Source organism: Streptomyces sp. NPDC103540 (assembly GCF_055584445.1).
This window is the reverse complement of sequence record NZ_JBVJMA010000004.1, coordinates 522776-536284: the sequence shown is the minus strand read 5'-3', so window position 1 is coordinate 536284 and position 13509 is coordinate 522776. Positions and strand designations below refer to the sequence as shown.

The following is a 13509-nucleotide window of genomic DNA, read 5'->3' as shown; positions in this document are numbered from 1 at the left end:
GCGCCGGCCAAATCCACCCGGTCGGCCTGAATTTGCCGCCGCAGCGCCGGCGGGTCCCGTAGCGGAATTGACGATTCGGTCCCGAAGCCGTCCCATTCCGGTACGTCACCAGGGTCGAAGGTCCTTTATCCGGGCCCGATTGCCCCGTCTGCGGTCCACGTCACAACGACATGGCCGACATTTTTCAGGGAATGCGCAACCGAAAGCCGACCGGTCCACTCCTTGCTTACGGACGATCTTTACTTCGGAGGGGTTTTCGTTGAGCCGCACACGCCGTACCGCACCGTCGCGCCGTCAGGTACTCCCGGGGCGGGGCCGCCACACCGTGGTGGTGGGCACCGCCCTGCTCGCCGCCGCGCTGACCGCCTGTGGCGGCGGCTCCGGCGGCGCCGCCTCCGGTGACGGCAAGGCGGACGCGAAGCAGAAGCAGCCGATGGCGATATCGGTGAACCTGACGGGCGAGTCGGTGAAGGCCGGCGAGCCCGTGAAGGTGACCATCGCGGACGGAAAGTTCGCCCAGGTGAAGGTGACGGACGGCAAGGGCGGGGAACTGCCGGGCCTGATATCCGCCGACGGAAAGACCTGGACCTCCGAGCGCAACGCCTCGCCCGCCACCGAATACAAGGTGGAGGCGCAGAGCACCGACAGCCAGAGTGCGAACGCGCAGTTCAAGACCTCGGCGGCGGACAAGGTCAACAAGGTCTCCATCAACGTCGCCAAGGGCAGCACGGTCGGCGTGGCGATGCCCGTGTCGCTCGTCTTCGACAACCCGGTGAAGAACAAGGCCGAGGTCGAGAAGCAGCTGAAGGTCACCACCTCGAACAACACCGAGGGCTCCTGGGGTTGGATCAAGGACTACTCCGGCAAGGACCGGGTCGACTGGCGGCCGAAGGAGTACTGGAAGTCCGGTACCGACGTGAAGGTCGACATGAAGCTGAACGGCGTGGACTCCGGTCCGGGCGGCGGCATGTTCGCCCGGGACTACAACACCGAGTTCAAGATCGGCAAGGACCGCCGGATGGAGGTCAGCCTCGACACGAAGAAGATGTCGGTCTCCGAGGACGGCCAGGTGGTGCGGACGATCCCGATCTCGGCCGGCACGCCGGGCGGCAAGAAGGCCTCCTGGTCCGGGAAGATGGTGCTCATGTCCAAGGAGGGCACCATCCGGATGGATTCCCAGACGGTGGGCCTGGGCGACGCCTACGACAAGATGGTCGACTACTCGATGCGGCTGACCTGGTCGGGCATGTACGCGCACGCGGCCCCGTGGAACAACGCGGCCTTCGGCAACACCAACAGCAGCTCCGGCTGCGTGGGCATGAGCGACGCCAACGCGAAGTCCTTCTACGAGTCCGTCCAGGTCGGTGACCCCTTCGAGGTGGTCGGCAACGGCTCCAAGGGCAACGCCGACGTCGGCAACGGTTACGGCGAGTGGAACATGACCTTCGACCAGTGGAAGGCCAAGAGCGCGCTGGCCGGCGGCGGCGCGCAGAACGGCTGAGCCGCGCGCCCGGTCGAACGGGTCGGCGACTCGGGGTCCCGGGCCGCCGAACCGTTCGACCGCGCCGAACTGACTATCGTTCAATTGTTACCACCACGTAACTTACTAGCGGGTTACCCCGGGTAAGTCGCTCCCGTTACCGTCGGGTCACTTCGACGACGGCGCACGCGAGGAGCGATCGATGGCACTCCGCACCCCCACCGCAGCAGCCGTGACGGCACTGTTCGCGGCGGCCGCCCTGGGCCTGGCCCCCCACCAGGCCCAGGCGGCCCCCGCCGACGGCGCGTCCGCCCCCGCGGCCGCGCCGCAGCTGCGCTTCCACGACATCCCCGGATCCGGCGGCATCACCCTCAAGGGGAACGTCTTCACCCCGGCGAACGCGGTCTCCGGCGGCCGCTACCCGCTGATCGTGCTCCCCACCAGCTGGGGCATGCCCCAGATCGAGTACGTCGCCCAGGCCAGGAAGCTCGCCGACTCCGGCTACGTGGTGGTCGGTTACACCTCCCGGGGGTTCTGGCTCTCCGGCGGCGAGATCGAGACGGCCGGTCCGGCCGACGTCGCCGACGTCTCCGCCGTCATCGACTGGGCCCTGGCGCACACCCCGGCCGACGCGGACCGGATCGGGCTCGGCGGCGTCTCGTACGGCGCGGGCATCAGCCTCCAGGCCTCCGCGCACGACCCGCGCGTCAAGGCCGTCGTCGCGCTGAGCGGCTGGGCCGACCTGATCGAGTCCATCTACTCCGGCCGCACCCAACACCTCCAGGCCGCCGGGGTCCTCGGCGTCGCCGGATACCTCACCGGCCGCCCGGGGCCCGAACTGCGCGAGGTCCTCGGCGACTTCCTCGGCTCCCGGCTGGAGAAGGAGGAGGCGATGCTCGCGTGGGGCGCCAAGCGCTCCCCCGACCGGCAGGTGGACCGGATCAACGCCAACGGCGCCGCGATCATGCTGGGCAACGCCTGGGGGGACACCATCTTCCCGCCCAACCAGTACGCGACGTTCTTCGAGAAGCTGACCGGCCCCAAGCGGCTGGAGTTCCGCCCCGGCGACCACGCCACCGCCGAGGCCGGCGGCCTGTTCGGCCTGCCCAACGACACCTGGACCAACGCCCACCGCTGGTTCGACCGCCACCTCAAGGGCGAGCGCAACGGCATCGACGACGAGGCCCCGGTCCAGATCAAGTCCCGCAGCACCGGCGGGTACGAGGGCTACGCCTCCTGGAAGGACGTCGGGTCCGGCGGCGAGGAACGCGTCCCGCTCTCCGACAGCGAGCACGTCCTGACCGGGGTCGACTCCGGCGCGAACGGCGGGATCGTCTTCCTCTCCAGCGTCCTCGACCAGTTCGTCAAGGCGCCCCCGGTCGCCTCCGTCCCGCTGCTGCCCCGCACCTTCGCCGCCGTCTGGCAGTCCGACCGCGCCGAGCGCGAGCGCCGCGTGCGCGGCACCGTCCGCCTGCACACCACCGTCACGCCGACCCGGGGCGACGGCACCTTCGTCGCCTACCTCTACGACGTCGGCCCGCTCGGCATCGGCAAGCTGGTCACCCACGCCCCCCTCACCTTCCACGGCAAGACCCCCGGCCGGGCCTTCGGCGTGGACCTCGACCTCTTCTCCACCGCCTACGACGTCCCCGCCGGCCACCGCCTCGCCCTGGTCGTCGACACCGTCGACCCGCTCTACATCGAGCACAACCCCCTCGGCGCCCGGCTGACCTTCTCCTCGCCGAACACCGATCCCTCCTACGTCTCGGTACCGCTGCGCGAGCGGTGACCCGCTCCGCCCCCGCCCCCGCCGGGGCGGGGGCGGCGCCCCGGCGCCCTCACCGGCCCGGCAACACCGTTCCCGGCTCGGCGTCCGCCACGTCCACGGCCCGCGTCTTCAGGCTGCGGCGCTCGCGGCGGGCCACCCAGGTCGCGAACCAGGACAGCAGCATGCACATGCCGATGTAGATCGGGGAGATGATCATCACCACGGGGATGAAGGGGAGGTCGTAGTCCAGGTTCGAGGCGATCAGCTTGCCCGCGTGCAGGAACTCCTCGTAGGTGATCAGGTAGCCCAGCGAGGTGTCCTTCAACGCCACCACCAGCTGGCTGATGATCGTGGGCAGCATCGCCCGGACCGCCTGCGGGGCCAGCACGAAGGTCATCACCTGCGTCTTGCGCATCCCGAGGGCGTACGCCGCCTCCCGCTGCCCCTTCTCCACGGAGTTGATCCCCGTGCGGAAGACCTCCGCCAGCACCGAGCCGTTGTAGAGCGTCAGCCCCGCCACCAGGGCGGGCAGCGGCTGGACCTTCAGCGCCACGAAGATGAAGAAGATCATGACCAGCACCGGCATGGCCCGGAAGAACTCCACGAACAGGGTCGCGACCCAGCGCACCGGCCGGTGCACCGACAGCCGTCCCGTCGCGAGGACCGCGCCCAGCGCCAGCGAGAACACCGAGGCGTACGCGAAGGCCTTGAGGGTGTTGCCGAGCCCCCGCAGGATCAGCTCCTGGATGCCCTCGTAGGTGAAGGGCGACCACTTGGCCGCGGTGAACTGGTTCGTGTCGAACAGCAGGTAGAGGATCCACGCCAGCAGCGCGAGGATCACGACCGTGGAGAGGATCCCGTAGAGCAGGTGGCGGCGCCGGGCCTGAGGGCCGGGGATGTCGTAGAGGGCGGTGGACTCGACGTCCCCGTGGAGCGCGTGCGCGGTCATCGGGCGACTCCGTAGCGCTTCTCCAGCACGTTGAAGAGCGCGCTGATGGACAGGGTGATGATCAGGTAGCCCACCGCGATCCAGACGAAGGTCCAGATGATGCTGTAGCCCAGCTCGTTGAGGGTCTTGTAGGTGCCGAGCAGCTCGTTGACGCTGAAGGCGCCCGCGATCGCCGAGTTCTTGGCGAGGGCGATCAGGGTGGACCCGATGGGCGGGATGACGGAGCGGAAGGCCTGCGGCAGCACCACCGTGCCCAGCGTCTGCCCGAAGGACATGCCGAGGCTGCGGGCCGCCTCGCCCTGTCCCTTGGGCACCGTGTTGATGCCCGAGCGCAGGGCCTCGCAGATGAAGGCCGAGGTGTAGCAGCCGAGCGCGAGGACGGCGAAGACCTCGAACGGCAGGACCAGGCCGAAGCGCGGCAGGCCCAGCAGGACGGCGAAGAAGAGCAGGGTCAGCGGGGTGTTGCGCAGCACGGTCACCCACACCGTGCCGAACACCCGGAAGGAGCCGACGGGCGCGACCCGGAAGGAGGCCATCAGGAAGCCGAGGGCCAGGGCCAGCAGGGAGGCGTAGACGGTCAGCTCGACGGTGCCGAGGAAGCCCTTGCCGTAGAGGGAGAAGTTCTCGGTGAGTACGTCCATGGCGGTGCGTTCTCCCCTCAGCTCGTCGGGTAGCGGTCGATGGGCGGTGGGGTCGGGGCGGGCACGCCGGAGAGGCCGAGCGTGGCCTCGTAGGCCTTCTTCCAGTCCCCGTTCTTCTCGTGTGCCTCCAGCGCGTCGTCGAGGGCGAAGCGCAGGGCGTCGTCGCCGCGGGGGACTCCGATGCCGTAGGGCTCCTTGGAGAAGGGGGTGCCGACGACCTTGAGTTCCTCGGGGACCTTGGCCGCGTAGCCGAGGAGGATGGAGTCGTCGGTGGAGACGGCGTCGACCTGGTAGGTCAGCAGGTTGTCGACGCAGATCGAGTAGGTGTCGTAGGCGACGAGGACGGCCTTGGGGTACTCGCGCTGGAGTCGCTGGTAGGGCGTGGATCCGGCGGCGGAGCAGACCTTCTTGCCCGCGAGGTCGTCGGGGCCCTTGATGTCCTTCTCGTCGCGGCGCACCAGGAGGGACTGGCCGGCCATGAAGTAGGGGCCGGCGAAGCCGACCTGCTTCTTGCGGTTGTCGTTGATCGTGTAGGTGCCGACGTAGTAGTCGATCTGGCCGTTCTGGAGGGCCGTCTCGCGGTTGGCGGAGGCGATCGTCTTGAACTCGATCTGCTCGGGCGCGAAGCCGAGCGAGGCGGCCATCATCTTGGCGATCTCGACATCGAAGCCGGAGTAGCGGCCGGCGGCCGGGTCCTTCTCGCCCAGGTACGGCTGGTCCTCCTTGACGCCGACGACGAGCCGGCCGCGCTTCCTGGCCCGCTCCCAGGTGCGGGAGTCGGGCAGCCGGAAGTCGGTGGCCACCTGGTAGACGGGCAGGTCCTCGGGCTGCGGACCCTTGACGGGCGGGCTGCCGGGCCGGCCGCAGCCCACCAGGAGGACGGCGGTCAGCAGCGGCAGCAGGACGGTCGTCAGGACGCGGGTGCGCTTCATCTCGGGCCGCCCCTCAGTGCTTGAGGATCTTGGAGAGGAAGTCCCGGGCGCGTTCGCTCTCCGGAGCGGTGAAGAAGGCCTCCGGGGCGCGGTCCTCGACGATCCGGCCGTCCGCCATGAAGACGACGCGGTTGGCGGCGGAGCGGGCGAAGCCCATCTCGTGGGTGACCACGACCATGGTCATGCCCTCGGCCGCGAGCTGCTGCATGACCTCCAGCACCTCGTTGATCATCTCGGGGTCGAGGGCGGAGGTGGGCTCGTCGAAGAGCAGGGCCTTGGGGCTCATGGCGAGGGCGCGGGCGATGGCCACGCGCTGTTGCTGGCCGCCGGAGAGTTGGGCGGGGTACTTCTCGGCCTGGTTCGCGAGGCCGACGCGTTCCAGGAGTTCGCGGGAGCGCTTGTCCGCCTCGTCCTTCCCGCGCTTCCTGACCTTGACCTGGGCGAGGGAGACGTTCGCCAGGACGGTCTTGTGGGCGAAGAGGTTGAAGGACTGGAAGACCATGCCGACCTCGGCGCGCAGCCGGGCCAGTTCCTTGCCCTCGGCGGGCAGGGGGCGGCCGTCGAGGAGGATCGTCCCCGACTCGATGGTCTCCAGGCGGTTGATCGTCCGGCACAGGGTCGACTTCCCGGAGCCGGAGGGGCCGATGATCACCACCACCTCCCCGCGGCCGACGGTGAGGTTGATGTCCTGGAGGACGTGCAAGGTCCCGTAGTGCTTGTTGACGTCCCGCAGCTCGATCAACGGATCGACGGCCATACGCTGCCCTGCCCACTTGTCGGTGTGTCGAGGTCAGCGCAAACTATCCAGCCGCCGGGAGGGCTTCGTCCCGACACGCCCGATCGGGACATAAAGCCGATTTACGGCTCAGCCCTCGGAGGCCTCCGCGTAGGCCTGGCTGAGTTCGGGGGAACCGGTCATCGCCCAGGACACCCCCGACTCGACCACGTTCAGTTCCCGCCCCGACTCCAGCCGGATCACCGGTTGGCCGTTGGGCCACACCTGCCAGACCGCTCCCGGGATGGTGCGCACGATCACGGTCCCGAGGTAGAAACCGGCGTCGTTGCCGAGCCAGGGCACGGCCTCCGGATCCCGTCGCCAGCGCGGCATCAGCTGGTCGAGGGCCTCCAACGAGGCCGGGGTCTGGTCGAGTTCGAGCCCGGCCGCCCTCGCCTGGGCCCGTAGCATCTCGCACTCGGAGAACAGCTCGGCGACACCCTCGGGGTCGTTCGCGAGGGCGCCGGCGAGCCCCGCACCCCGTTCCGTCTCGTGCCGGTTCAGCCAGTGGGCCAGGAAGGGGATGTTCATACCGACCAGCCTGGCACCAGGATCCCCCGCCGGCCACAGGGCGCGCCTGCTTCGAGGGGGATCCGGGGGCGGGGGTCCAGGGCCCGTCATCGAACTCCCGCCTGCCCCGCGGGCGACGACAGGAGCTTGACGACAGGCCTAGAGGTCCAGGTCGACGACGACGGGGGCGTGGTCGGACGCGCCCTTGCCCTTGCGCTCCTCGCGGTCGACGTAGGCGTCCTTGACGGCCTTGGTGAAGGGCTCGTTGCCGTAGACGAGGTCGATGCGCATGCCCTTGTTCTTCGGGAAGGCGAGCATCCGGTAGTCCCAGAAGGTGTACGGGCGGTCGTACTTGAGGGCCCTCGGCATGACGTCCGACAGGCCGGCGCCGCGCAGCGCCTCCAGGGCGGTGCGCTCGGCGGGGGTGACGTGCGTGAGGCCCTCGAAGACCGCCGGGTCGTACACGTCCTCGTCGGTCGGGGCCACGTTGAAGTCGCCGAGGACCGCGAAGGGGCGGGAGCCCGCCGCGTCCTGGGCGATGGCGGTGGTCAGCGCGCCGAACCACTGGAGCTTGTAGCCGTAGTGGTCGTGCTCCACCTCCCGGCCGTTGGGCACGTACACCGACCAGACGCGCACCCCGCCGCAGGTGGCGGAGATCGCGCGGGGTTCCTGCACGCCCTCGTAGTCCGGGCCGTCGGGCAGGCCGAGGACCACGTCCTCCAGGCCGACGCGGGAGAGCAGGGCGACGCCGTTCCACCGGCCGGTGGCGTTGACGGCCGACTCGTAGCCCAGCTCGCGCAGCTGCTCGGTCGGGAACTGCTCCGCCGAGCACTTGGTCTCCTGGACGCACAGGACGTCCGTGCCGGAGCTCTCCAGCCAGGCGAGCAGGCGCGGCAGCCGGGCGGTGATCGAGTTGACGTTGAACGTGGCGATACGCATGTCCACCAACCTACCGCCCGGCACCGACAGTCAGACCGCGGCGCTCTCGCCCGCCCCGAGGCGGTGGTGCGGGGCACCGCCGAGGCCGCCGAGGGCGTTGTCGTAGATGGGTCGGGCGAGGTCCGCCAGGTAGGCGTCGTGGATGTCGATCGCCTGTCGGGGCTTGACCTCGCGGACGTAGTCGATCACTTCGGCGATCTTGTTCCAGGGGGCGTGCACGGGCAGCATCAGCGTGTCCACCGGGGCGTCCGGCACGGTCAGGGCGTCTCCCGGGTGGAAGAGGGAGCCCTCGACGAGGTAGCCGACGTTGGTGACGCGGGGGATGTCCGGGTGGATCACCGCGTGCAGTTCGCCGTACACCCGGACCTCGAAGCCCGCGGCGGTGAAGGCGTCGCCGTGTCCCACGGTGTGGACGCGGCCCGGGTAGGCGCCGGCGAGGCGTTCGGCGACGCTGCGCAGGGTCCACAGCCCGGCCGCCGGGTTGGCGTCGAGGGCGGCGCGCAGCCGGCCCTCCTCGAAGTGGTCCGGGTGTTCGTGCGTGACGAGCAGGACGTCCGCGCCGAGACCCGCGTCCGCTTCGCTGAAGGCGCCCGGGTCGATGACGAGCGTGTGCCCGTCCTTCTCCAACTGGACGCAGGAGTGCAGCCGTTTGGTGAGCTTCATGGGCCCAGGGTAGGCGGGGCCCGGAGCCGTCTAGGGAATGGCGGTGGACACGACGTAGACGCGGGGGTTGGCCGGGTTGGTGAGGTCGACGGTGACGTCCCGGGTGGGACGGGGTTCCTTCTGTTCCAGGGTGGTGCCGACCCACTGGTGCTTGGGGCTCCAGCTCCAGCCGGCGACCTTGGCGTCGTGGGCGGACACGGACACGCCGGGGGTCAGCGCCTCCCGGCTGGTGCCGATGTCGGCGAGGAAGGTGTCGAGCTCGGTCGGGGTCACGCCGAACTGCACGTACAGCCGGCTGGTGTGCCAGTTGTTGGTCTCCAGGTACCCGACCAGCGAGGCCATCATCGGGATCGGGACCTCGTAGACGCTGCGCTGCACCTTGGACGGCCATCCGCCGCGCACCTTGACGGCGCCGATCTTGGCGGCCTTGTCACGGCCGCTCTCGCGGCTCTGCTGCGCGGAGACGGCCAGGTAGCCGGCCGGGACCCCGACGAGGAGCAGGATGATGATCGCGGTGATCCAGCGGCGGCGGACGACGTGCCGGCGGTCCTCGGCGGGGGTCGACGGCGGGCCGTCCGCCTCAGGGGCGGAGGCCTGGTGGGGCAGGGAGGGCGGGGTCACTGCTGTTCCTGGTCCTCGGGGGCGGTGGTGCCGCGCCGGCCGAGCTGCGCGTAGCGCTCGTACCGCTCGACGCGTCGGCGCGTGGCGCGGCGGAAGCGGCGGGCGACGAGGCGGGCGAGGTCGGCGGCGCCGACCATGCCGGCCTCGGGGCCGAGCTGGGCCTTGGCGATGCGGGCCTCGGGGCGGTAGCCGCGGCCGGTGAGGTGGCGGCGGAAGGCGTCCCGGGCGGGGCCGATCAAGAGGTCGTCGGCGGCGCTGACGCCACCGCCGATGACGAAGCAGGAGGGGTCGAGGGCGGCGGCGAGGTTGGCGATGCCGACGCCGAGCCACTGGCCGATGTCCTGGAGGAGCTCGACGCACATGGCGTCGCCCTCGCGGGCCAGCTCGGTGATGAGCGGGCCGGTGATCTCGTGGACGTTGCCGCCGACCCGGGCGATGATGTTGTACGCGACCGGGGAGTCGGCGGCGGCGAGCTCGCGGGCCTCGCGGACCAGGGCGTTGCCGGAGCTGTACTGCTCCCAGCAGCCGCGGTTGCCGCAGGGACAGCGGTGCCCGCCGGGTACGACCTGCATGTGCCCGAACTCGCCGGCGACCCCGTAGCGGCCGCGCTTGACCTGGCCGCCCTCCAGGATGGCCCCGCCGATGCCGGTGCCCAGGGTGATCATGACGAGGTGGTCCTCGCCGCGGCCGGCGCCGAAGCGCCACTCCGCCCAGGCGGCGGTGTTGGCGTCGTTGTCGACCATGACGGGGACGGCGAGGCGGGACTGGAGGGCGTCGCGCAGCGGCTCGTCGCGCCAGGCGAGGTGCGGGGCGAACAGCACCCGGGAGCGGTCGGCGTCGACCCAGCCGGCGGCGCCGATGCCCACGGCGTGGACGTCGTGCCGGTCGGAGAGGTCGAGGACCAGCTCGACGATGGTGTCCTCGACGACCTTGGGGCTCTTGGACTTGTCGGGGGTCTCGGTGCGGATCTTCTCCAGGATGACCCCGTCGGCGTCGACGACCCCGGCCATGACCTTGGTGCCGCCGATGTCGATGCCGACCGTGGGGACGCGTGGGGCGGTCAGCAGCGAGCGGCGTTCGCGGGTCCCGACGGTCCGCAGGACGGTGCCTCGCGCCGCCCCCCGGTGGGCGAGCGTGAAGTCCCGGTACGTGCTCATCGAGTCGTGTCGTCCCTGTCGGAGGTGGGTGCGGCCGCGGCCGCGCCGGTGGGGGTGTCCGTTCCCGATTCTGCCACCCGCTCCAGCTCGTGGCTCAGCTCGTCCAGTTCCGAGCCGCCCGCCATCTGCCGGGTGAGTTCGTCGAGGGTGATCGAGTCCCGGGTGTGGCTGCCCGCCATGGTGCCGCGCTTGAGGAGGACGAAACGGTCCCCGACCAGGTGCGCGTGGTGCGGGTTGTGCGTGATGAGGACCACGCCCAGACCGGCGTCGCGTGCGGCGGCCACGTATTTGAGGACCACGCCGGACTGTTTGACGCCGAGGGCGGCGGTGGGCTCGTCCAGGACGAGGACCTTGGCGCCGAAGTACACGGCGCGGGCGATGGCCACGCACTGGCGCTCGCCGCCGGACAGGGTGCCGATGGGCTGGTCGACGTCGCGCAGGTCGATGCCCATGCGCAGCAGCTCGGCGCGGGTGGTCTCGCGCATGAGGTCCACGTCGAGGCGGCGGAAGGGGCCGCGACCCTTCGTCGGCTCGGAGCCGAGGAAGAAGTTGCGCCAGACGGGCATGAGGGGGACGACGGCGAGGTCCTGGTAGACGGTGGCGATGCCGCGGTCGAGGGCGGCGCGCGGGTTGGCGAGCACGGTCTCCTCGCCCTCGATCTCGAAGGTGCCCGCGTCGTGCTGGTGCAGCCCGGCGATGATCTTGATGAGGGTGGACTTGCCGGCGCCGTTGTCGCCGAGCACGCAGGTGATCTCGCCCGCGGAGACCTCCAGGGAGACCCCCTGGAGGGCGCGGATGTTGCCGTAGTGCTTGCTGACGTCGGTCAGCTTCACGAGGGTGGTGCCGGGCGCGGCGCCGGCGCCCTTCCCGGTGTCGGTCTCGGTCATCACTTGGCCTCCGCCCGCTTGCGCACCCACGCGTTCAGCAGGGTGGCCAGCAGCAGCATCCCGCCGAGGAAGAACTTGAACCAGTCCGGGTTCCACTGGGCGTAGACGATGCCGTTGCTGGTCATGCCGAAGATGAAGGCGCCGACGGCCGAGCCGATCGCGGAGCCGTAGCCGCCGGTCATCAGACAGCCGCCGATCACGGCGGCGATGATGTAGAGGAACTCGTTGCCGACGCCCTCCCCGGACTGGACGACGTCGAAGGAGAAGAGGATGTGCTGCCCGGAGATCCAGGCGCACAGGGCGACGCCCATGTAGAGGCCGATGCGGGTCTTGACGACCGGGACGCCGGTGGCGCGGGCCGCGTCGGCGCCGCCGCCCACCGCGAAGATCCAGTTTCCGGCGCGGGTGCGGAGCAGGATCCAGGTGGCGACGGCGACCAGGGCCAACCACCACAGGATGGTGACCTTGAGGGTGACCGAGCCGACGTTCCACTGCGAGGCGAACAGGGCGCGGGCGGAGGCGAAGCCCTCCATGTCGGCGATGCTCTTGGTGGAGACCGATCCGCTGATCAGCTTGGTGAAGCCGAGGTTCAGTCCGGTCAGCATCAGGAAGGTGCCGAGCGTGATGATGAAGCTGGGCAGTCGGGTGCGGGTCAGCATGAAGCCGTTGAAGAAGCCGATGGCCAGGGTGACCAGCAGCGACACCCCGACGCCCACCCAGACGTTCGCGGTCATCTGGTAGCTGAACATCGAGCTGACCAGCGCCGACGTGGTGACCATGACGCCGGCGGAGAGGTCGAACTCGCCGCCGATCATGAGCATCGCGACGGGGGCCGCCATGATCCCGATCGTGGAGGCGGAGTAGAGGATCGTGCTCAGGCTGGAGGCCCGCAGGAAGCTGTCGGCGGCGAAGGAGAAGAAGACGAAGACGGCGACGGCCCCGACGACCGCGCCCAGCTCGGGGCGGCCCAGCAGTCTGCGGACGAGCGAGGCCGGGGCGAGGCGTTCGTCGGCGGGGGCGGAGGCGGCGCTCATCGGGTGCCCCGCTTGATGTACTCCTCCAGCTTGCCCGCCTCGGTCCCGGTGACGATCTGCGGGCCGGTCAGCACCGGCCGGCCGCCGCCGAGGACGTCCGCGTTGTAGCGGTTGAGCCACAGCAGGTCCACGGCCTCGTACCCCTGGAGGTAGGGCTGCTGGTCCACGGCGAAGCCCAGCGCCCCGGACTTCAGGTCGCGGGCGACGGACTCGTTCAGGTCGAAGGTGTCCACCTCCGCGGAGCTGCCGGCCGCGCCCTTCGCCTTGACGGCGGTGGGGGCGAAGGGGGCGCCGAGGGTGACGATCGCGTCGACGGAGGGGTCGGCCTGGAGCTTGGCCTGGATGGACGCCTGTACGGAGGGCATGTTGGTGCCCTCGACGTAGAGGTTCTCCATCGAGCCGGCGAAGGTCTTCTTCGCCCCGGCGCACCGCTGCTCGTGGCCCACGTTGCCCTGCTCGTGCAGGACGCACACGGCCTTCTTGCGGCCGCGCTTGTTGAGCTCGGTGCCGACGGCCTCGCCGGCGATCTCCTCGTCCTGGCCGATGTGGGTCAGGGCGCCGTACTCGGCCGACTGGGCCGATCCGGAGTTGACGGTGACCACCGGGATGCCGGCCTTCACGGCCTTGCCGATGACGTCCTTGAGGGCGTCGGGCTTGGCGAGGCTGACGATGAGCCCGTCGACCTTCTGGTCGATCGCGTTCTGCACGAATTGCGCCTGCTGCTGCGCCTGGTCGTCGTGGGAGTAGACGAAGTTGATGTTGTCCTTCGCCGCGGCCTCCTTGGCGCCCTTCTGCACGATGTCCCAGAAGGTGTCGCCATCGCCCGCGTGGGTGACCATCGCGAAGGTCCAGCGCGGCGTGGACACCGCGGGTCGGCCCGCCTCGGCGGTCCGCGCCCGCTCCTCGGCGCGCTTGCCGCCCGTGCTGCTGCAACCCGCGAGGGAGGCTCCCAGTACCGCCGCGAGCACCGCGCCCACGACGCGTACCCCTGTCCGAACCCTAGCCACGTCCCCGTGCCCTTCCCTCGTGCGTCATCACTGCGTCATCAATCGGTCATTCCGGTTCCAGCCGCCCAGTATCCGCCACAGTGGACCATGAGGGGCCATCGGGGCGGGCGCGGGCGGATTGACAGGTCCCCCGTACGGGGTCACGT

The 13509-nt window shown here is 70.2% G+C and carries 14 protein-coding genes; 2 read left to right on the top strand and 12 right to left on the bottom strand.

All coding sequences use genetic code 11. The annotated features are described in order from the left end of the window. The first annotated feature begins 259 nt into the window (after positions 1–259). Together ACZ6ZI_RS13170 and ACZ6ZI_RS13165 are read left to right on the top strand one after the other, a co-directional pair. Complete coding sequence (locus ACZ6ZI_RS13170; protein WP_469519475.1) at positions 260–1501, top strand: L,D-transpeptidase; 1242 nt, start codon at positions 260–262, stop codon at positions 1499–1501. A 181-nt stretch (positions 1502–1682) separates the two neighbouring features. After that, positions 1683–3269: an alpha/beta fold hydrolase gene (locus ACZ6ZI_RS13165; protein WP_469519473.1), complete on the top strand. Its 1587-nt coding sequence runs from the start codon at positions 1683–1685 to the stop codon at positions 3267–3269. Between the two features lie 49 nt (positions 3270–3318). Here ACZ6ZI_RS13165 and ACZ6ZI_RS13160 read toward each other — a convergent pair whose 3' ends face one another. The 12 genes from ACZ6ZI_RS13160 to ACZ6ZI_RS13105 form a co-directional block, all read right to left on the bottom strand. Next, positions 3319–4197 carry an amino acid ABC transporter permease gene (locus tag ACZ6ZI_RS13160; RefSeq protein WP_469519470.1) on the bottom strand — a complete coding sequence of 293 codons (879 nt, stop codon included), beginning with the start codon at positions 4195–4197 and terminating at the stop codon, positions 3319–3321. Then, entirely contained in the window at positions 4194–4838 is a 645-nt protein-coding gene (locus ACZ6ZI_RS13155) for an amino acid ABC transporter permease (protein WP_469519468.1), read from the bottom strand. Before ACZ6ZI_RS13155 ends, ACZ6ZI_RS13160 begins: the two co-directional genes overlap by 4 nt. A gap of 17 nt (positions 4839–4855) precedes the next feature. Then, positions 4856–5770: a glutamate ABC transporter substrate-binding protein gene (locus ACZ6ZI_RS13150; protein WP_469519465.1), complete on the bottom strand. Its 915-nt coding sequence runs from the start codon at positions 5768–5770 to the stop codon at positions 4856–4858. Positions 5771–5783: 13 nt separating this feature from the next. Continuing rightward, a complete protein-coding gene (locus ACZ6ZI_RS13145) occupies positions 5784–6527 on the bottom strand; it encodes an amino acid ABC transporter ATP-binding protein (RefSeq protein WP_363063136.1) in 744 nt (247 codons plus the stop codon). 108 nt (positions 6528–6635) lie between these two features. Then, positions 6636–7076 carry a DUF6278 family protein gene (locus ACZ6ZI_RS13140; protein ID WP_363063138.1) on the bottom strand — a complete coding sequence of 147 codons (441 nt, stop codon included), beginning with the start codon at positions 7074–7076 and terminating at the stop codon, positions 6636–6638. 138 nt (positions 7077–7214) lie between these two features. Further along, the gene (locus ACZ6ZI_RS13135; protein ID WP_363063140.1) at positions 7215–7994 is read right to left on the bottom strand and encodes an exodeoxyribonuclease III; all 780 of its coding nucleotides are present in this window, start codon (positions 7992–7994) and stop codon (positions 7215–7217) included. A gap of 30 nt (positions 7995–8024) precedes the next feature. Next, on the bottom strand, positions 8025–8657 hold the full coding sequence (locus tag ACZ6ZI_RS13130) for an MBL fold metallo-hydrolase (RefSeq protein WP_469519462.1): 633 nt from the start codon (positions 8655–8657) through the stop codon (positions 8025–8027). Positions 8658–8687: 30 nt separating this feature from the next. After that, positions 8688–9278 (bottom strand): hypothetical protein, encoded by a 591-nt coding sequence (locus tag ACZ6ZI_RS13125; protein WP_363063144.1) that lies wholly within the window; start codon positions 9276–9278, stop codon positions 8688–8690. After that, positions 9275–10435, bottom strand: coding sequence for an ROK family glucokinase (locus ACZ6ZI_RS13120; protein ID WP_363063146.1), 1161 nt, complete (start codon positions 10433–10435; stop codon positions 9275–9277). Before ACZ6ZI_RS13120 ends, ACZ6ZI_RS13125 begins: the two co-directional genes overlap by 4 nt. Then, positions 10432–11322, bottom strand: a complete 891-nt coding sequence (locus ACZ6ZI_RS13115; RefSeq protein ID WP_469519458.1) for an ATP-binding cassette domain-containing protein — start codon at positions 11320–11322, stop codon at positions 10432–10434. The genes ACZ6ZI_RS13120 and ACZ6ZI_RS13115 overlap by 4 nt, the downstream gene beginning before the upstream one ends. After that, positions 11322–12356 (bottom strand): ABC transporter permease, encoded by a 1035-nt coding sequence (locus tag ACZ6ZI_RS13110; protein WP_469519456.1) that lies wholly within the window; start codon positions 12354–12356, stop codon positions 11322–11324. The genes ACZ6ZI_RS13115 and ACZ6ZI_RS13110 overlap by 1 nt, the downstream gene beginning before the upstream one ends. After that, on the bottom strand, positions 12353–13363 hold the full coding sequence (locus ACZ6ZI_RS13105) for a sugar ABC transporter substrate-binding protein (protein ID WP_469519453.1): 1011 nt from the start codon (positions 13361–13363) through the stop codon (positions 12353–12355). The genes ACZ6ZI_RS13110 and ACZ6ZI_RS13105 overlap by 4 nt, the downstream gene beginning before the upstream one ends. Positions 13364–13509 lie beyond the last annotated feature (146 nt).